Raw genomic sequence first — 17,683 nt, 5'->3', positions numbered from 1 at the left:
TTTCTTACTATTTATGGTGGTTACATGGCCGATGTGGAGATGGCTAAGACCCTTATCAAAGTTGGTGGGATTTTAAGTGTCATAGAGCCCTTCCTCATAGCAGTTCTCCTTTTGCTCACGATAATAGGGATTTTGCTCGCAATACCGTTCGCTATCCTCGGCTATTGGATATTCAAAAGATCAGAAGAATGTGTTGAGCTCATTGAAAACAAAGAATACAAAAAGGCAAAAGATAAGCTTTTAGTTCCGGCAATAATTGCCCTTATTTTAACCAGCAGAGTTGGTGGGATTTTAATGCTCCTGGGCCTAGTACTGCTGCCTTCAGAGAGCACTACCTCAGCTTCCTAACCTTCCCACCCTTTATGTCTATTCGCCCTTCCTTCTCCAGCATTCTCAAAATTTCTTCAAATGCCTTTCCATTCATCACGTTTATTATCATGGTGCCCTTTTCGGTGGGTATCTCCATGGGCATTGCTTTGAGAAACGCCATGGTTAAGTCTTCTTTGGGGACTTTCTCGTTACCAAGGGCATTTAATATCTCGTTCGCAACTATCCCTCTTGAGATAAGGGCAAAATAAGCCCCCATAATCATCTCTTCTTCAAAGTACTTCGCGGCTATGTGCATAGCTCGGTTGATTTTTTCTATTTCGAGCTCCCTAATCTCTATCTCATACTCGGGGACAAGGTCAACAAACGCAAACTGCTTCGCTATCTTCTCAATTTTCTCAAGGTTTTTTGCAATTTGATACGGGAACCTGAACTGGAATTTGAGTTTTGTAACATCAACGTTTTCTTTTAACCTTGCCTTGTTCTCTTCAACGACGACTGCATCGTTTTTAAACAGCTGATCAAGAACGTCCCCCATCCAGTAGCCCTCTTGAAGGAGATGCTCTATTTCTTCACCCTCCTTAAGATGCTCAAGGGCATGGTTTATCTGCTCCTTAAACGTGAGAAAGCCCTCAAGAAGAATCTCCTTTTCTTCACCTTCAAAAGAGCTTATAGCGTTGTTTATCTCCTCCAGTGTCCCTTCAATCATGTAGCCAATAAATGCCTCGTACCCAAGTCTTTCCATAACAGCAAACTTGATTCCTTCCCTCTTAAGCTCGTTTAAGAAGGCTTCTTTCACAACTTCATTCCTTGTGACCAACCTCATGTGACCACCAGATGGAAAAGGCTAAAAGTCATTTATAGTCTTTTTGTATAGGTGGGAACATGACCGAAGAAAAACCACTTTTGCTGGACAAAACCCTCGAAACGTGGAAAGGTAAACGCGTAGCCTTAGCAGTCAGCGGAGATCATTCTTTTACTGGAGTGCTAAAAGATTTTGATGAGGAGGTAATAGTCTTAGAGAACGTTGCCGATGTGGTGGGCAACCGGGGAAAAGCCTTGGTGGTAAAGATAGATGACATAAACTGGATAATGCTCTTAGAGTGATAAAAATGAGGGCAGTTGCGTTTGTAGGGTTTAAAAAGAGCGGGAAGACAACCACGGTAGAGAGAGTCGCAAGAGAGCTCAAGAAAAGAGGATACAAAGTGGGAATAGCAAAGAGCATGCACACGAACTTTGATAGAAAGGACAGTGACACCTGGAAATTAAAAAGAGTAACTGATTATGTAATTGTGAGGGCTCAAGACACAGATGCCCTCCTTTTTGAGGCAAAGGACTTAAATGCCCTATTATCCGCAATACCAGAGGTTGATTTCCTCCTCCTTGAGGGCTTCAAAGATGCCAAGCATTTGCCTAAGATAATATGTGCCAAAAGTGAAGAGGAAGTGAAAGTATTAAACGATGGGCTTGCGATAGCCGTTAGCGGTGTTATATCAAGCGAAGCCAAAAGCATTGAAGGGCTTGAGGTAATAAACCCTCTTGAAAATCCCGAAAGGCTGGCAGATGTAATAGAGGAAAAAGCGTTTATGCTGCCGAATATTAACTGTGGATTGTGTGGGCTTGACTGTTACGAGATGGCAAAGCTCATAGTAAAAGGCGAAAAGAGCACAGAGGATTGTGTCGTATTGAGTTCAAAACCAAAGGTCATCGTTAGGGTTGATGGGAAGGAGCTTCCAATGAAAGACTGGGTTCAGGAGCTTGTTGAAAAGACCATTAAAGGCATGCTCTCCGCCATGAAAGGATACAAAGAGGGGAGGAAAATAGAGATTATAATCGAAGACTAAATTACTTCAACATTAATTTCTTTTATCTGGCCGTTTTCGAGAACAAATGCCCTATATTCTCCAGTGTTATTTACTATCAACCATATGTTTCTCCACAAGTCCATGCCTTTCAAATCCCTAGGAGAGGGATATGGGGGACAGTTAAGGTGGGAGTGAAATATCCCAATGACTTCCTTTCCTTCCTCTTCAGCTTTTTCAAGAACTTTGAGCGTTTCCAAAGGGTCTATTTCAAAGCCTACTGGAGAATTTAACCGATTCTCTGCAAAGACCACATAGTCCACAAAGGCATCTTCCCCTTTCATCGTCCCTATCAAAAATCCGCATATTTCAACTTTGCTCTCTCTGGCCTTGGTTAGAATTTCCTTCAAATGTGCACGTTTTATAAAAAGACTCCTCATGAGTGCTTCTTTTCCTCAGGTCTTTAAATCTTTTTTGTTCATCAATGAATAAATCAGTGCAGAAAAGCTTATAAATATGTTTACAATCATCAAGATTTGGTATTCCTGTATTATCACTCAAAGTGATACAAGAGGTGAAAAGCATGCTCGCGAGAATAGTCTACTACAAGAGGAATTCCATTCCCGAAGAGGAGATAGTTGTGGTTAGCAAAGTAGAGAAAGCCCTCGAAATAGCGAGAAGGAAGTTAGGGATAGAAGTTGTAGGATTTGAAGTCGAAATAATTTGATCACGATCGCCTTCTTCTTACCTTTTATTCTATGTGAAGGCTCTTATCATAGCCCCACTCATAGAGATAGCCTACCCTTTCAAGTTTTCCTTCAGAGTACTCATAAATAAGCGGCACTCCGGTAGGGATGTTAAGCTTCAAAACCTGCTCTTTAGTTAGCTTTTCTATGTGCATGACTATTGAGCGTAAGCTGTTTCCATGGGCAGAGACAAGTACGTTTTTTCCCTTTTCAAGCTCCGGGATTATCTTTTCTTTAAAATAAGGAATTGTCCTCTCGGCAGTGTCCTTAAGACTCTCCCCTCCAGGTGGGGCTATGTCGTAGCTTCTCCTCCACAACAAAACCTGCTCTTCTCCGTAGATTTTCTTTGCCTCATCCTTGTTAAAACCCTGCAGTTTGCCGTAATAGCGCTCATTGAGGTGCCACGACTTATAAACGGGGACGTAATTTTTCCCGTGTTCTCCATATACTATACCCCAGTCTTTCATTTTTCCGTTTTCATGCTCTATCTTTGGAACGCCGGAGGTGTTTTTGCTCATAACGAGCATTGCAGTCTGAATTGCTCTGACAAGTTCTGAGGTAAATACCACATCTATCTTCCACTCTTTTAGAAGTTCCCCAGCCTTTAAAGCTTCCTCAATTCCCCTTTCGCTCAAAGGCACATCAACCCAGCCTGTAAAAAGGTTTAGCTTATTCCACAGACTTTCACCATGTCTTATTAGTATAAGTTTGCTCATTAGGTTCACCTAAAAATTGTTGGTGAACTGGTATAAAGCTCTTTCTGTTCAAGGATGAGCAACAGCAGTTTTCCTTTTGACCATTGAAACTCGTAGTGCCACTACACTGGTAGAAGATTAAAATTATATAGGTGAATGCCCAATCATAAATAGCCATAGCAAAGGAGGGGCTTACATGGAAAGGAGGCTCTACAGAAGTAGAAAGAACAGAATGCTCTTCGGAGTTTGTGGGGGATTGGGGGAATACTTTAACGTAGACCCTACCCTTGTCAGGATACTCTTTATAATCCTGCTCCTGGGAAGTGTGGGAACTGCAATATTGCTATACCTTCTTTTAGCTATTGTAATACCTGAAGAACCTGAAAATGGAGGTGAGTTAAGTGGAAAAGAGGCTCAAGAGGAGTAAAAAGAATAAAATATTTTTGGGAGTTCTTGGAGGAATAGCCGAATATATCGACGTTGATCCAACTATAGTGAGGGTACTCTTCATCCTTCTCTGCCTCGTTGAGCCAGTTTTCATCCTGGCGTATTTCCTAATGGCTATAGTTATGCCCGAAGAAGAGGAAGAAGCAGTAACTGCAGAAAAAATTCCAGAAAAGATCGAAAAGCTAGCTGAAGAGGCTGGAGAAAAAGTTGAAGAACTGACCAAAAAAGCTCCAAAAGTAGAGAAAAAAGACGACACAAAGCTTTTTGGAATCGCTCTTGTCCTTTTAGGGGCAGTGCTCCTCTTAAAGGTTTTCATACCGTTTCCAATCTTCGGACTGAGAGAGATAGTTGCATTGCTTATCCTCTTACTCGGTCTATACCTGATAGCGAGGGGATGAGAAATGAAAAAGCTTCTTGGGTTATTTTTAACCTTTTTGGGTCTGTTGATTCTTTTAAAAAGCATTAGACCAGAGGTGTACAACTACCTTCTTCCATATGCTCCCTACATCAAAAAGGCATTCTGGGGAGTAGTACTCATCGTTGCAGGGCTTTATGTGCTAATCAAGAACAAAACTGCAAGAACAACCTTAGCGTTAGTCTTTATCTTATATCTGGCGCTATTCCTCGTAGCTCCTGGCTCATACTATTCATGGAGATTTTCCTTCAAAGATGCCGGAGAGATAAAGACACTTGGAAAATTTAACTCCTCGGAGATAGTAATAGAGAACATTGCCGCAGAGATAACAGTAGAACATGGAACAAATGGGATAGAGGTTCTAAGCAATCTGCCGGTGAAGATAGAAGAAGGCGAGACCTTGAGAATTTCATGTGCCGAGTGTGGAGAGTACGAAAATGGAAAACTCTTAGTAAAAGTCGGAGATAGTAAGATAACATCCTTAGCCCTAAGGAACACAGTTGGAGACGTGAAGGTTGATTTGGGAGAAATTTCTTCGCTTACATTGGACAATGTTGTTGGTGACGTCACAATTTCAGGGGCATTTAGCTCACTCGTTGCGAGGAACTTCATTGGGGATATGGAAGTAGAACTGGAGAGATGCCCGGAAAATGAGGAGTACTGTTCCCAAATTGGAATATACAGGGGAAGCGGAGAGATCAACATTTCTCCTCCAGCTGGCACCAAGGTAGTCCCCATGATTGAAGGCTCTCTAACTTCACTAACCATAAACAAGGGATTTGAAAGCGGGGAGAAAACATTAAAACTGATAGTCAAAAACTTCATTGGAAAAATAGTCGTGGAATGATGGCTATGGACAAGTGGAGAGTCGTCAAGGCCTTTTCCCTCGGCTCTCTGCTCGAAGCAACAATACCCAAGCCGGGGAACGTAAACCGATATAGAGACTTTGAAGACCTTACTCTGTACCATTTCCTTTTTGCCCATACAGCTGTCATGGATGTTCTTTTTGAGGCTGCAGAGAAGGGAGAATTAATTAGGAAAGGCAAAATTTCACCAGCAGAAGTTGGAATAGGAGCGCTGATAAGAAAAGCCATTGAAAACTCCAGGAAAGCCCAAAACTCAAACCCCAATTTTGGAATAGTCACCCTCGAGGTTCCATTTGCAATCGCACTAACTTGGGCAGGGAGCATTGATGCAGAAGAAGAGGCTAAGAAGCTTATTGCATTCTCCTCCCCCCAAGACAGTGTAGAGTTTTACAAAGCCATAAGAACCGCAAACCCAAAAGGAATTAAGAGAGGTGTAAAATATGACGTTTACGACGATGCCTCCTTTGAAGAGCTTCTCAGAGATGAAATAAACCTCAAAAAACTTGCCGAAATTTCAAGCGAGAGGGAATTAATTTTTAAGGAATGGCTCACAGGTTATAGGATTAGCTATTCAACTTTTTACAGGCTTAAAGAGCTAACCTCAAGACTTTCACTTGAAGAAGCCACTATCAAAGCATTTCTAGAGCTTCTCTCTCGCCATATAGACACTCTAATCGTAAGAAAAGCCGGAGTTGAGGAGGCGAAGCTCGTCCAAAAGAAAGCAAAAGAAACCCTTTCCGGAAAACTCACTCTTGAAGAGTTTGATGAATTCTTAAGGGAAAAGAAGGACCTAAGAAACCCTGGAAGCTTGGCAGACATAATGGCGGTTTCACTTGGCTTGCTAATCTTAAGCGGCTACTCCCTTAGTCTTTGATAATCTTAACTCTTTTTGCCCCTCCAAGACCCAAACCAAGGACTTTTGAGTCAATTACAACGGCATCTTCCCCAAATTCCTCGACAACCTTAACTTTGAGTCCGGAAATTTCAGAAACTGCATCCTCTCCCCCAAACTCCTCGTTGACCTGTGCTTTTAAAAACTCGTAAGCTTCCTTTCCAAAGAGCACCAAATCCGGCTCGAATCCATCCATCTTAAGCTCGTTAGCCTTCTCTTCAACAGCACTTAAAACCCTGATAAGTTCTCCTCTCATCCAATTCACCATAATATAATTGGAAAAAGAGACTTAAACTTTTTCCCTAATAATCTCATAAGAGTAAGTAACTTCCGTCCCGCTGAGCTTGAGATGGGCTGAAGCGGAGCAGTACTTTTCTTGGCTAAGCTCTATAGCCCTCTTCGCTTTTTCCTCATTTACATTCCCATAGATTTTATAGTGGATGTGAACTTTAGTGTAAATTTTTGGATGTTCTTCTCTCCGTTCTCCGCTTATTTCAACCTCAAGATCCTCAAGAGGCTCGCGCATCTTTTGGAGTATCATCACTACATCTATGGCCGTACATCCAGCCACGCTGAGAAGGAGTGTCTTCATCGGCGATATGCCTTTCTCCCCGAACAGTATCTTTCCACCTTCTTCTGTAAGCGCTTCAAATTTGGAATCCCCTATCCACCTAACCTTTCCTTTCATAAAACCACCACCATAGAATGGCAGGAAATTTTTAAATGTCTTTTGTGAACCTATGGTGTATGTACATAAGGCCCTTCGATCCTTGGAAGTCAAAGCTCTGCACATGCCCCTTTAAGTATACCCTTAACATTTACACGGGCTGTGATCATGCATGTGTTTACTGCTACATAACTTCTTACATTCCTAGGGCCTTTAAAGTGAGGATAAAAGAAAACCTCCTCCCAAACCTAGAAAGGGAACTCCGAAAATTTAACAGGAAATTTATAGTAGCCCTCTCCTACTCTTCAGACCCTTATCCAACAATAGACAAGGATTTGGGAATAACCCGAAAGGTGCTTGAACTCTTCAAGAGATACGATATCCCATGCTTAATTTTGACGAAATCTAACTTATTCGAGAGAGATTTGGACATTTTGAGAACCCTGAAGTGCGCTGTTGGAATCACAGTCACCACGGTAGATGAGGAAAAAGCGAAACTTCTAGAGTCAAACGCACCCTTGCCGAGGGAAAGAATCAAGGCATTGAAAAAAGCAAAGAAGGAAGGTATTCCTGTCTACGCTCGAATCGACCCGATAATACCTTTTTACACTTGGGAGGACTTTGATGAGACCCTTGATGCATTGAGCTTTGTGTCCCACATAACTGTGTCAACTTTAAAACTCCGAGCGGATTCTTGGAAGAGAATGGAGGCAAAGCTCCCTGAGCTAATGAAAAAGCTCGCACCCCTTTACAAGAAAGGGGAAAGAATAGGTGGTTATTATTACCTGCCAAAAGACATAAGATTTAAGATTCTAGAGGAGGCGAGAAAAAAGATAGAAGCGAGAGGCATAACCTTCGGCTCCTGCAGAGAGGGTTATTATTCCTACCCCAGCTGCGATGGTTCTCATCTGGTATTACAGCTCCTCCACGGGGAGATCTATTGAATTGTTTTTAGGATCTAGAAGGCCAAGTTTTTTCTTTTTGTATTCAAGAGCTTTCTTTACAAGAGCCCTAAAAAGTGGTTCCATCTCGTCAAGGTACTCAGCCAGCCACTGAACTCCTATTGCAAACCTTCCTTCCACTTCAATGGCCTCTATTATTCCATCCTCTGCATATGCCACCGGTTTTACATCATTTCCAAGTTTCTTAATAGCCTGGTGATGGAAGCTGTTAACCCCTATAAAAACCTCGCTCGTGGACTCAACATTCAGGTTTTCCCTAAGTATCTCAAAGAGCAGAGAATCCAGCTTTATCCTCACTTCATGAACCTTTGCAGCGGGATGTACCAAGAATTTTCCGTTTTTAAGCCAATTGTGCCTTATGGCTTTTGGGATTTCGCTAACGTCTTGATACAAACTACCTCCTAGGGCAACATTTATCGCCTGTGCTCCCCTACCTATTCCCAGCATGGGCAAATCTTTCTCTAAGGCGGCTTTAATTAATGTAAGTTCAAATTCATCCCTCTGTATATCAAGCCATTCTATTTTATCAGAGAGAGTGTCCCCATAGTACTTTGGGTGAATATCAGGACCTTCGGGAATTATAAGCCCATCTATCGCCTCGATAACATCTGTTATTCCCAAAAGCGGTGGAATTGCAACAGGTATCCCACCGGCTTCTCTAATCCTTTTGACGTAAGTGTCGTTTATGGTAAGGGCACCGGTTTCCCAGTCAAAGGAAGCCACAATTCCAATGATCGGTTTCATTTTCCCACCTCCAACTAAACTACATCTAGTGCCTAAATAGTTTTTCTAAAAATCACTATTCTAAAATTTCTAAGAACACAGTATGGCTTTCATCCACCTATAACCATGCGTCTATAGTCATGATTAGAAATATGCCAGAGTAAATCTTTCTAATTGGTAATTCAACAAAGAAAGTCCTTTAGAATAGTCTATTAGTTTTATTGAACACAAATCAAGACATTATTTAATTTTTCAACCACCATATTATCCGATAATTACTCCCAGAACCCCTCCTTTTTTGAATTTTATCTCTTCTATATCTAAAATTTCAACATTTTCCTTCTTGAGGCCTTCTTCTTGGAAATATTTCTCTGCAAAGACTTTTACATCACTTTCGTCATCTGCCAGCACAAGCAGAGATACATACCTGACCCCCTTTCCAAATTCGGGAACTTCTTGACTTATTTTGGCTTTAACTTTAAACACTCTTGTCATGGTATTTACATCATCATGGATCCTTAAATACTTTACTCAAAGTGGAGATACAGCGAAATAGAATAAGAAAGAAAATTTGATATTTGTTTCACTCTTCTTCAGCATCCCATAGAGCCAACCCATTTTCTCGGGGCTTTCTTATTAGAGGTTCACCAAGGAGCTCCTGAATGTAAACTTCAGCGACAAAAACTTCCCCCTCAATCAAGTGGCCGCCAAATAGTTTTCCCTCTTTATCACCTAGACTCACGTGAATATGGGCAAAGGGCTCATCGTCTTTTATGCTTATATTTCCCAAGGCAGATACCAGTTCGTAGGTTCCTTCTAACTCAATTACCTTGTATTGTCCCTTCTCCTCTTCAAAATATCCGATTTTTGGATTTTTGAGGGTTCCAATTGCACTGATAGTTCCAATCAACACGTTGTGCTTTTTTGCAAATTCATTTACAGCACTCAAAAACTCCTTTCCTTCAGGTATTCTAAACAGAAAGTTTCTACCCCTTGAAAACTTCATCTCAACCACCCCCTAAATTATGGAGCAGGGTAACTTAACTTTTTAGGTAAGAATACTTAAACACTCAATGTAATTTCGGCATAACTCCTCGGATCCTCCCAAATCCTCACCTTTATCTTCTTCACGTTCTCCCCCGCTTTTTCCGCTATCCTCTCGGCAAACCACTCCGCAATATACTCGGCTGTCACGTTTGGCTTGTTGAGGATTACAACTTCATTTTCAGGAAGCTCCAAATGTTTGCCGTTTTTTTCCACAACAACGTATCCATCCCTCTTGTCAGTTACCCAGTATTCACTGATGAGTATTTTATGATCGAGGAGCTTTATAAGATTGCTCAAATGGTTAAAGTCGAATATCATGCCGTTTTCGTTTAGCTCTCCCCATATCTCCACGTCAACATTATAAGTATGCCCGTGAATTCTAAGGCATTTGCTCTCATAAGGCAAAGCCAAGAAATGGGAGCTGTCAAAGTCTTTGTGCCATCCGATTTTTCTCTCAACTATTTTGAACATAGGCACCACCATAAATAAAAAGCAAGAAGATGCTTTTAATATTTTTGAATGAATCTAATACCTCTCACATCTTCTCTATTCAGCGTGTGTTTTTCAAGAATATGTTGCTTTAGTTCCTCTAAGCTTTTTGCCTTGTAACCGCAGAAGGGACACACGAACATTTGGGTATTTTCCATGTCTCTTCCCCCCGGAAGATTTTAGCGTCATTATAGTATAAATACCCTCCGGAATTCTTTACTACTTTAAGTGGTATTTTTGAAAAGGATGTGCCTACTTTATCTTCAACTTTTACTCGAATTTGTTACTATAAAGTGAGTTGGTGATATTTACAATATATTACAATTTGAAAAACACAAAAATAAAAAATAAATTTATTACTATTATAAGTTGCTTATTATTTAAAATTTAATAGAAAGTTTAACATTATTATTTTTGTGAATTACAAAACACAAATTTTTTACGACTTAAAGTTGTATAAATGGAAGTTTGTGCCTGCATTAGGGCGTTTGCCCTAGAAACATGGTTTCACAATGTTTGGGGAGTTGTTCTTGTATAAGCCGGAGTTATCATTAATTTTTCCCTTTACAACGACAAGTGGTAATAATTAATAAATATTCAACATGTCAGCGTATAATAAAGCGTGCGGAGCATCTGCATTAACTCCTGATCAAGTTGACCAAGTTCAAATGAGCCTACAACAATAGCTATAATCATGGTATCTCCAACTCGGACTGGTCTTTTTGGGAATCCCACAGCTTCTAGCACACACTTTTCAAGTTTTGAAAGGGATGTAACTGGAATTACAAGCTCAAGTTCTCTCGTCTTCTGATTTTCCCTAATAAATGGACGAAGGTTGCTTCTAGTTATACATGCCTCCTTAGCCTTGACTTTTAGTATTTCCACCGCTAGGGGTACAAGAGAGGGATATTTAGTGCTAATTTCGAAAAAACCCGTATTTTTTGACTCCATGTCACTCACCTCCGAAGTTTTGAGTAATACCACCTAAAAGGTTTCAGAATTTCATCTTTTTCCCATGGTGTCAACCCTAGAAATAGCTTTTGGCTCCTTATGAGGTTGTCAGCTCCCACGTGTCCCACCGTTAGGATTATCGTCGGCATTCTTTTTAACGTTTGTTATTTTTACCACTATACATAATTGTCATATAAGGCACATTATATCCAAAACTCGTGCACAAAGAAGAACATCAAAAACAAAGAAAAGCGAAAAATTTCAAGGCCCTTTATTTTCCCGCAGGGATCTCCAGAGGCCAATCACGAACGCTGGTCCAAGCAACAGTATTGGCGTAACTATACTGTTCATGTAGATGTAGAAGGACAACGCCCCTAATCCAAAGGAGACTATGTTCAAGAGGAGTATCATTCTCGCATCTCTCTTCCTGTCCTTTCTCATTATATCAGAACTTGCCTGCTCTATTGACCAAAAGGCCAGTAGTATGTATCCAAGCGCTGCTGGGAGGGCCAGTATTCTTGATATACCTCCCGAAAACGCTGCTATAAATAGGATAACAAGCGAAGCTCCAGCATAGAAAATAAAACCGAGTATGTCCAACACGTCTTATCACCTCATATTATAACACATCAGGAGTTTAAAAGCATATCTAATAGTGTACATCAACTCCAAAACAGAAGTGAGTGTCACGAAAAGCTAAATGTATGATTAGTAAGTTTTATTATTTTTGCATTAGGTAAAAATTTGCAAAATTTTACTTTAATAAAATGTAATTTACGTGCAATTTAATGTTTTAAAGTTATGTTACTCTAAGTTTTATCAACTATAATACTATTTTAAATTGTATTATATTAAAAATCATTAAAAGTAAAAAATTCGAGTCAAAGTTTGAAAGATAACATGAAACAAAGTAGTTTTATATTTATAAAACATTTAGATACTTATCGTAAGGATTTAATAAAAACGCTTTTTAGATGTTTAAACCATGATTAGCTCCGATTTGACCCCATATACTAACTAAACAAAGCTATAACACTTTGCCATCTATCTCTTGCTCTCTCAATCTTTCTTCAAAAACTCGTCAATGGGTCTAGTGAATCGTATTCTTCTCAAGAGCACTGAAGAAGAGAACCATCTATTACTTCTAAGCTTTGTTTCTTTTTCTAAAAACTCCAAAACTTCATCTAGGCTGTCTGTCTTCAAAACAGGTGGAGAATTAAACATTGCCCTAACGCTTTCCCTAACAAACCATACACCAACTGGTATCTTAAAGCCGGGATAAATCTCTCTAAGAAGTATCGCAGTGGCTTGCCGTTTTATTCTCTTCAGATATTCGAGAGTCGCAAGCATGCTTGCGTAGTAACAGCCACCTATGCTTGGATAGCTTGTCCTCCCGTGGTAATCCTCGTAATCCCCTTCGATAACAACATTATCCAAACCTGGATTCCAAGTGGAGCCGGGCCACCAAGCCTCCATCCATTCATAACTCCATTTTGCTGGGTATAAAATGGCAATAAAGAGATTCTCGTGAACTCGATATCTAAACACAAGGATCTCATTTAGTGGATTGTATTCTTTTATCTCCTTGATGAGCTTTTTACAGAGCACGCTATCCACGGCAGTAATGCTCCACCTTGTGGGGACGAGTCTTCTCTGTTTTTTAATTCCAAATGCACCGGTGCTGAATATCTTCTGTATATATGAAACAGGTAATCCCGATTCATAAAGGCTAACAACGGCATCAAATGCCGGCAAATCTGTATCATCATAGACTTTCTCTACAGGCCTTGGAATTGAGGGATTTCCAATGACCTTCATGTTTGCAAGGGGCGATCGTGGTCCCTGCGGTGGCTCTTGCTCACTGAACGTCATGAAAGGCCTCGGTGGTTTTTTAAGGGCAAGTTCAATATCAACGGGCTTGGAACTCATGGCCAAAAGTCTTAACTCCTCTATAAGTCTGTCTTCCGGCTTTTTGACGTTTGCTATTTTGATCCCCGTGATCAGGCTCCAGCGATATTCGAGAATATCCTCTATTTTTCTATTAATCCACATCTCAGGAAAATCAAAAACGCTCGTATCCCCCATCAAGGGAGGTGTCGCCGGTCCTATTCTCACGTATGGATAACCAATTCTACCAACAAAGACCGATGGAGGCGTTGAACCTTCAATAACTTTTGAAGAAACAGAGCGCCTAATTCGTAAAGTGGCCCGAGCTCTTGCTATTGCGGGGCAGTATGCAAGGCCGCACCATCCTCGGCCTCTGCACAATATACATAAACTAGGATCCAACTTCATCCACTAGCTACCCGTATCTACATAGATTCAAAGATATAATTAAAGATTATCACCGCATAGATTCAAAGATAAGAAACGAGGATATGGAGCCGGGACCGGGATTTGAACCCGGGACCTGCGGATTACGAGTCCGCCGCCCTACCGAGCTAGGCTACCCCGGCACACCCAAGTGTGATGATAAAAGAGAAATTTATAAGCTTTTTCATACCAGTTCTCTGCCCGTAGTGGTCATGACTAGCTTTCCATGCTTTACCCCTTTCAGGCTAATTAGCCTCTCGGCTATTCTCTTTATCCTGCTAGCTTTTCCCTTAACTACAATGACCTCGAGGCAATTGTGCTCGTCCATATGAACGTGAAGGCTTGAGATAATTTCATTCACATAATCGTGCTGCATGTCAAGGAGTTCTTTCACCACATCGGCCTCATCATGGTTGTAAACAATGGTTATAGTTCCGGCAACTTCCTTATCCCCTTCCTCCCACTCGTGTCTAACTATGAAATCCCTCACCAAATCCCTAATAGCCTCACTTCTGTTAGCGTATCCCTTTTCCTCTATAATGGCATCAAACTTTTCTAGGAGATCTTCCGGCATCGAGACACCAAAACGGATTATCCTCACTACAATCACCACTGTATTTTTATATCCCAGATATTTAAATTTTGGCAAAAGAAAAGTAGATAAGCATTGAGAGATAATGATAAAACATGGGGAAAAAATTTGTTGTTGATGCCAAAAAAATTCTCATTGGACTCTTCTTGGCGTATTTAATCCTCCTTTTCTGGAGCATGAGAGCTGTACAGCCTCCTCCGCAACAGATCACCCAAAGAGACCAGGAGATATATGAGATTGCCTCAAAGCTGGGGTTTCTTGATGATGGGAAGTTAAGCGAAGAAGAGAAAGACATAGCAAATAAAATATACCCTCTCTACAAATACAGGAGTACACTGCTTGATGAAGTAGAGACCGACAACTTAATTCTCCTCGCAAATTTAAGCGAAAGGGTCAGCAGAGTTCTTGAAGAAGTTTCATACCCCCTAAGAGATGACATGATTCGTTTTCTTTTTTCAGAAAGCCCCTATACGCTTGAGGAATTCTCTAAGAAGGTAACAATATTTGAGGATCAGGTAAGCGAATTCCTTGAAACTTACAACCAGTTGCCACCTAGGATTAGAAACGGCATAGAAAACTCTCAAAACATCTACGCCGCCCGTACGTTGCAGAATTATATTGCCCTAATAAAGGATCTTCACATGGCCCTCTATGAACTTCCCCCTGACGTGAAAAACGCTATAGACAACATGAATGGAATAATAGATGGATTCGAGCCTTATGAGATAGAAGAATTTCTTGAAAGCCTTGGCTCAATAGAGAGCTACCTAATCACCAACCAAACCTTTAGGGAGTGGTTCATAGAAAACTCGGCGAGATTTGAAATCACTAAGGTAAATCTCAGTTGGGAAGTTTTTCAAAAAGAGCAGAAAAGCGATAAGAAAGCTCCTAAAATATGGGGAACTATAGAAAGTGAAGGGGAGAAAGTTAAAGTTGCGTTTACAATAAGGGACAATGTGAATCCCCGAAGGAGCTCGTTATTAATGTGGAGGAGAAGGAATACAAAGTCAACATTAAAACGCAATCCCTTACCTACAGCTCAATAATAGAGTTTCCCCTGGAATGGGGGGAGTATAACATAACGATAAAAGGGAGGGATTATCATGGGAATTCCAATTCAATCCGAGTGGAGTTTTCCCACTACCCAGAAATTTTTGAGATAAAATTTGATGGAAGCGGCGAATGGTTTCAGAATGCCCATCCTTACAGCAGGAAAGAGCTGGAGCACATATGGCGATCAGCGGCTACTTACAAACCCCTCCATATATACAAGATCATTTATCCGGATTTGGGGTTTGATAGGTATGGGAAGATTAAGATGGGAGAAGCCATGAAATTCTTTTATGAAAGAGCTAAAGAAGACTTCTTCCGATTTTACAACAAACCTTTGCCTTTTTACTCCATAACCCCCCTACACATAGCCTATTTTGTAAACAGCTACGTCCACTCCTACGATTTGCCCGTAATAAAAACCCTAAGATCAGGCATATGTGGTTACGATGGAGAGACTCAAGTTGTTCTCATGAACAACCTTTTCATGGACTTCAACCTCAAAGCGTGGGCACTTCAGATTCCGGCAAGCATTAGCGGATGGAAGCTCGATCACTCAGAGATAATAGTGATATGGGATGTGCCCCTTTTGGTCGGAAGCAACTATAGAGCCCTTTACGTCCTTGGAAAAGATCCTTACATATCAAATGAGGACCTTTTTTATCCATATGATCGGGATTGGTTTAGGAGATACTATGACGATACGGTAGAGATGATGGTTCTTGGGATACTTCCTTACAGACCCGATGTTACTGCAGTGGAGGATTTTTACAAGCGCTTTAATATATCTGTAACCCCAGCGTATCCCTACAAAAACCTCATGGAAGAGCTGATCACAGGATATGAGTTCTTTGCCTCCTACGTGACTTTCAACATAAGCGAGCAATATGTGCAGAGGTTGCTGGAGATGGTAAAGGAAGGGAACTTGAGCGTTTTAGATGAACTTAACAAGCTCGAAGCGGCAAGAGCTTTATGGTACAGACTGGATGGACACAACCTCTATTATGGTCCAAAATACACCCCAGACTACGTAACAGTAACAAAAGATGGAAAATTCTACTATGTTCACAAAAACCGCTCTAAAGCTTTTTCCACATCGTAAGGGTGATCAAGAACTACTACCCCTTCTTTTCTTAACGCTTCGAGATGCTCAAGATCAATTTTGCGCGGATAGATTTTAAAGATTTCCCCGTTAGGGGCTTTGGTTTCCACAACTGGCTTGGAATCTGTTGGGATTAGTATTAACGGCACTCTACTTTTCAAGGCTTGAGATGCACAGCATGAAAGCAAAGAGTCTGCTATGCCCAATCTTATCTTTGCAACCGTGTTTGAAGTTGCGGGGGATATTACAAAGACGTCAAATTTACCCAGATTAAAAGCGCCACATGAAGGAAACGAATGCCCCTGTTTGGATTCCCTAACGAGAGGAAAGCTTCCTATCCTTTCGAGAACTCCATACATTCTGGCTACCTCTTCTCCAGCCGAGGATAGGAATATTTTGATCTCATGCTTGTCCTTTAATTTTTCTAGTACCTCAATACTTTCCAGAAGCAAGTGCCCAGCCCCACTGATTCCCCATGCCACTCTCACAACTCTTCCACCACTTGGATGTTGAGAACAAAGTTTTAAGCATTTTTGCTAAACTTCCCTGGTGGACAGAATGGAGATTCCAAACTATGGAAGGATAACCGCACGAACAGTTATATTTGACTTAAATGGAACACTAGGCCTTGAAGGAAAAGTAAGGGAAGAGGTAAAGGAGCTTTTAAGGAAACTTGGCGAAAAATACGAGATCGTTGTTCTAAGCTCCGATACATTTGGGACTCTGGAAGACGAGTTTAAGGGCATGAAGGTTAAAATAGAAAAGGTCAAAGATGGCAACGAAAAGCTCCAGAAAGCATTAAAATATGAACCCTACATTGGAGTTGGCAACGGCAATAACGACGTCAGAATGCTTGAGAATGCCGAGCTTGCCATATGCGTAATAGGGGAAGAAGGAGCCAGTGTCGAGGCATTGCTGGCAAGTGATATAGTGGTTAAGGATGTTAAAGATGCTATTAATCTGCTGCTAAATGAGAAAAGGTTAATAGCAACGCTTAGGGGTTGAGGAGTTTAGTTAATTGTACAATAATTCCGGAAAGTTATAAAGGTAATCAGGAGTAGTTAAGAGAGGCGGATGATGAGAAACTCTGGCGGAGTGATGAAGAACCCTATGAGCGCTGACGCTTCTTTCTCTTCTTTTTTGGGAGTAATCTAACCTTACTCCCGCAGTCGGGACATATGTTTTTTGGCAGTTGAGTTTTGAACTTTCTCCCACACCCAATGCAGACGTAGCGCCATTTTATGACCTTTTTTATTCCACGCTTCAGCGTTCTAAACTTTAAGCCGAGAAGTGTTGCAATGTTTTGAAGGTTGTAGTCATCGGTAAAAATCTCTCCCTTGAGTTCATAAGCTAAGGCCAAGATTTCAATATCTGCTTCGCTTAACTCTCCAAGCTCCCCACTCTCTAAAGCTTTCTTCTTAACAGCCTCTATGCTCCCCCTTGAGGGGACGAGAACCTTAACCTTTCCCGCACTAATCAAGCTTTCAATGAATACCTTGGATTCCGGGTCTTTAATCTCTTCAAGCACCTTTGGGCTTGTAACACCTTCAACATCAACCCCTTGAATGAATATTGCAGCGTCTATAACAAGCATGGT

29 protein-coding genes and 1 tRNA gene are annotated in these 17,683 nt (G+C 41.0%); 12 read left to right on the top strand and 18 right to left on the bottom strand.

The genetic code is table 11. The features are described 5' to 3' along the window. Nucleotides 1-24 precede the first annotated feature (24 nt). The gene (locus OCC_RS10330; RefSeq protein WP_004069215.1) at nucleotides 25-348 is read left to right on the top strand and encodes a hypothetical protein; all 324 of its coding nucleotides are present in this window, start codon (nucleotides 25-27) and stop codon (nucleotides 346-348) included. Here the strand turns inward: OCC_RS10330 and OCC_RS10325 are convergent. After that, nucleotides 332-1,153: a hypothetical protein gene (locus OCC_RS10325; RefSeq protein ID WP_004069217.1), complete on the bottom strand. Its 822-nt coding sequence runs from the start codon at nucleotides 1,151-1,153 to the stop codon at nucleotides 332-334. The genes OCC_RS10330 and OCC_RS10325 overlap by 17 nt on opposite strands. A gap of 59 nt (nucleotides 1,154-1,212) precedes the next feature. Here OCC_RS10325 and OCC_RS10320 point away from each other — a divergent pair, with 59 nt between their 5' ends. Both OCC_RS10320 and mobB read left to right on the top strand, forming a co-directional pair. Next, nucleotides 1,213-1,434 (top strand): LSm family protein, encoded by a 222-nt coding sequence (locus tag OCC_RS10320; RefSeq protein ID WP_004069219.1) that lies wholly within the window; start codon nucleotides 1,213-1,215, stop codon nucleotides 1,432-1,434. A 5-nt stretch (nucleotides 1,435-1,439) separates the two neighbouring features. Continuing rightward, nucleotides 1,440-2,171 (top strand): molybdopterin-guanine dinucleotide biosynthesis protein B, encoded by a 732-nt coding sequence (mobB, locus tag OCC_RS10315; RefSeq protein ID WP_004069221.1) that lies wholly within the window; start codon nucleotides 1,440-1,442, stop codon nucleotides 2,169-2,171. Here mobB and OCC_RS10310 read toward each other — a convergent pair. Beyond that, entirely contained in the window at nucleotides 2,168-2,569 is a 402-nt protein-coding gene (locus tag OCC_RS10310) for a M67 family metallopeptidase (RefSeq protein ID WP_004069222.1), read from the bottom strand. The two genes, mobB and OCC_RS10310, sit on opposite strands and share 4 nt — an antisense overlap. Nucleotides 2,570-2,712: 143 nt before the next feature. On the opposite strand from OCC_RS10310, the gene OCC_RS12640 reads away from it, so the two are divergent. Next, the gene (locus OCC_RS12640; protein WP_004069223.1) at nucleotides 2,713-2,856 is read left to right on the top strand and encodes a hypothetical protein; all 144 of its coding nucleotides are present in this window, start codon (nucleotides 2,713-2,715) and stop codon (nucleotides 2,854-2,856) included. 24 nt (nucleotides 2,857-2,880) lie between these two features. On the opposite strand, the gene OCC_RS10305 is transcribed toward OCC_RS12640, so the two are convergent. Next, complete coding sequence (locus OCC_RS10305; protein WP_004069226.1) at nucleotides 2,881-3,591, bottom strand: 2,3-bisphosphoglycerate-dependent phosphoglycerate mutase; 711 nt, start codon at nucleotides 3,589-3,591, stop codon at nucleotides 2,881-2,883. 175 nt (nucleotides 3,592-3,766) lie between these two features. Between OCC_RS10305 and OCC_RS10300 the strand changes: the two genes are divergently transcribed. From OCC_RS10300 to OCC_RS10285, 4 genes are read left to right on the top strand one after another with little or no spacing between them, the layout of a single operon-like run. Beyond that, nucleotides 3,767-3,997: a PspC domain-containing protein gene (locus tag OCC_RS10300; RefSeq protein WP_004069229.1), complete on the top strand. Its 231-nt coding sequence runs from the start codon at nucleotides 3,767-3,769 to the stop codon at nucleotides 3,995-3,997. After that, a complete protein-coding gene (locus tag OCC_RS10295) occupies nucleotides 3,972-4,415 on the top strand; it encodes a PspC domain-containing protein (RefSeq protein WP_004069232.1) in 444 nt (147 codons plus the stop codon). Before OCC_RS10300 ends, OCC_RS10295 begins: the two co-directional genes overlap by 26 nt. A gap of 3 nt (nucleotides 4,416-4,418) precedes the next feature. Beyond that, nucleotides 4,419-5,279, top strand: coding sequence for a DUF4097 family beta strand repeat-containing protein (locus OCC_RS10290; protein ID WP_004069233.1), 861 nt, complete (start codon nucleotides 4,419-4,421; stop codon nucleotides 5,277-5,279). A 5-nt stretch (nucleotides 5,280-5,284) separates the two neighbouring features. Then, nucleotides 5,285-6,172, top strand: coding sequence for a triphosphoribosyl-dephospho-CoA synthase (locus tag OCC_RS10285; RefSeq protein ID WP_048874717.1), 888 nt, complete (start codon nucleotides 5,285-5,287; stop codon nucleotides 6,170-6,172). Here OCC_RS10285 and OCC_RS10280 read toward each other — a convergent pair. Then, nucleotides 6,162-6,446: a family 4A encapsulin nanocompartment shell protein gene (locus OCC_RS10280; protein WP_004069236.1), complete on the bottom strand. Its 285-nt coding sequence runs from the start codon at nucleotides 6,444-6,446 to the stop codon at nucleotides 6,162-6,164. The genes OCC_RS10285 and OCC_RS10280 overlap by 11 nt on opposite strands. A 33-nt stretch (nucleotides 6,447-6,479) precedes the next feature. Next, entirely contained in the window at nucleotides 6,480-6,878 is a 399-nt protein-coding gene (locus OCC_RS10275; protein WP_004069238.1) for an OsmC family protein, read from the bottom strand. A 59-nt stretch (nucleotides 6,879-6,937) separates the two neighbouring features. Here OCC_RS10275 and OCC_RS10270 point away from each other — a divergent pair, with 59 nt between their 5' ends. Continuing rightward, on the top strand, nucleotides 6,938-7,801 hold the full coding sequence (locus tag OCC_RS10270) for an SPL family radical SAM protein (protein WP_004069240.1): 864 nt from the start codon (nucleotides 6,938-6,940) through the stop codon (nucleotides 7,799-7,801). Here the strand turns inward: OCC_RS10270 and OCC_RS10265 are convergent. From OCC_RS10265 to nikR, 11 genes are all read right to left on the bottom strand, one after another. Beyond that, nucleotides 7,772-8,563, bottom strand: coding sequence for a gamma-glutamyl-gamma-aminobutyrate hydrolase family protein (locus tag OCC_RS10265; RefSeq protein ID WP_004069242.1), 792 nt, complete (start codon nucleotides 8,561-8,563; stop codon nucleotides 7,772-7,774). The two genes, OCC_RS10270 and OCC_RS10265, sit on opposite strands and share 30 nt — an antisense overlap. A 243-nt stretch (nucleotides 8,564-8,806) precedes the next feature. Continuing rightward, nucleotides 8,807-9,037 carry a hypothetical protein gene (locus OCC_RS10260; protein WP_004069243.1) on the bottom strand — a complete coding sequence of 77 codons (231 nt, stop codon included), beginning with the start codon at nucleotides 9,035-9,037 and terminating at the stop codon, nucleotides 8,807-8,809. An 88-nt stretch (nucleotides 9,038-9,125) separates the two neighbouring features. After that, complete coding sequence (locus tag OCC_RS10255; RefSeq protein ID WP_004069245.1) at nucleotides 9,126-9,548, bottom strand: PPC domain-containing DNA-binding protein; 423 nt, start codon at nucleotides 9,546-9,548, stop codon at nucleotides 9,126-9,128. Between the two features lie 56 nt (nucleotides 9,549-9,604). Beyond that, complete coding sequence (locus OCC_RS10250) at nucleotides 9,605-10,060, bottom strand: 6-carboxytetrahydropterin synthase (RefSeq protein WP_004069247.1); 456 nt, start codon at nucleotides 10,058-10,060, stop codon at nucleotides 9,605-9,607. A gap of 35 nt (nucleotides 10,061-10,095) precedes the next feature. Then, a complete protein-coding gene (locus OCC_RS12635) occupies nucleotides 10,096-10,236 on the bottom strand; it encodes a hypothetical protein (protein ID WP_004069249.1) in 141 nt (46 codons plus the stop codon). 439 nt (nucleotides 10,237-10,675) lie between these two features. Continuing rightward, complete coding sequence (locus OCC_RS10245) at nucleotides 10,676-11,038, bottom strand: hypothetical protein (RefSeq protein WP_148290450.1); 363 nt, start codon at nucleotides 11,036-11,038, stop codon at nucleotides 10,676-10,678. Further along, complete coding sequence (locus tag OCC_RS12630; protein WP_171814842.1) at nucleotides 11,035-11,178, bottom strand: hypothetical protein; 144 nt, start codon at nucleotides 11,176-11,178, stop codon at nucleotides 11,035-11,037. The genes OCC_RS10245 and OCC_RS12630 overlap by 4 nt, the downstream gene beginning before the upstream one ends. Before the next feature lie 112 nt (nucleotides 11,179-11,290). After that, nucleotides 11,291-11,632 carry a hypothetical protein gene (locus tag OCC_RS10240; RefSeq protein ID WP_004069252.1) on the bottom strand — a complete coding sequence of 114 codons (342 nt, stop codon included), beginning with the start codon at nucleotides 11,630-11,632 and terminating at the stop codon, nucleotides 11,291-11,293. Nucleotides 11,633-12,088: 456 nt separating this feature from the next. Continuing rightward, nucleotides 12,089-13,324: an Nre family DNA repair protein gene (locus tag OCC_RS10235; protein ID WP_048874641.1), complete on the bottom strand. Its 1,236-nt coding sequence runs from the start codon at nucleotides 13,322-13,324 to the stop codon at nucleotides 12,089-12,091. An 84-nt stretch (nucleotides 13,325-13,408) separates the two neighbouring features. Next, nucleotides 13,409-13,485, bottom strand: a tRNA-Thr gene (locus tag OCC_RS10230). A 41-nt stretch (nucleotides 13,486-13,526) separates the two neighbouring features. After that, nucleotides 13,527-13,943, bottom strand: a complete 417-nt coding sequence (gene nikR / locus OCC_RS10225; protein WP_004069256.1) for a nickel-responsive transcriptional regulator NikR — start codon at nucleotides 13,941-13,943, stop codon at nucleotides 13,527-13,529. An 86-nt stretch (nucleotides 13,944-14,029) separates the two neighbouring features. On the opposite strand from nikR, the gene OCC_RS10220 reads away from it, so the two are divergent. Next, nucleotides 14,030-14,980, top strand: a complete 951-nt coding sequence (locus OCC_RS10220; RefSeq protein ID WP_020953806.1) for a hypothetical protein — start codon at nucleotides 14,030-14,032, stop codon at nucleotides 14,978-14,980. Beyond that, a complete protein-coding gene (locus OCC_RS10215; protein WP_020953805.1) occupies nucleotides 14,920-16,086 on the top strand; it encodes a hypothetical protein in 1,167 nt (388 codons plus the stop codon). Before OCC_RS10220 ends, OCC_RS10215 begins: the two co-directional genes overlap by 61 nt. Here OCC_RS10215 and OCC_RS10210 read toward each other — a convergent pair. Beyond that, nucleotides 16,050-16,574, bottom strand: coding sequence for a flavoprotein (locus OCC_RS10210; RefSeq protein WP_004069258.1), 525 nt, complete (start codon nucleotides 16,572-16,574; stop codon nucleotides 16,050-16,052). The genes OCC_RS10215 and OCC_RS10210 overlap by 37 nt on opposite strands. Before the next feature lie 70 nt (nucleotides 16,575-16,644). On the opposite strand from OCC_RS10210, the gene OCC_RS10205 reads away from it, so the two are divergent. Next, nucleotides 16,645-17,091, top strand: a complete 447-nt coding sequence (locus tag OCC_RS10205) for an HAD family hydrolase (protein WP_004069259.1) — start codon at nucleotides 16,645-16,647, stop codon at nucleotides 17,089-17,091. Nucleotides 17,092-17,194: 103 nt separating this feature from the next. Here OCC_RS10205 and OCC_RS10200 read toward each other — a convergent pair whose 3' ends face one another. Then, nucleotides 17,195-17,680, bottom strand: a complete 486-nt coding sequence (locus tag OCC_RS10200) for a type II toxin-antitoxin system VapC family toxin (RefSeq protein ID WP_004069261.1) — start codon at nucleotides 17,678-17,680, stop codon at nucleotides 17,195-17,197. Nucleotides 17,681-17,683 lie beyond the last annotated feature (3 nt).

This window comes from Thermococcus litoralis DSM 5473, from assembly GCF_000246985.2.
GTDB classification, from domain to species: domain Archaea; phylum Methanobacteriota_B; class Thermococci; order Thermococcales; family Thermococcaceae; genus Thermococcus_A; species Thermococcus_A litoralis.
Note: the sequence above shows the minus strand (reverse complement) of the source record. Positions and strands in the feature narration are given on the sequence as shown.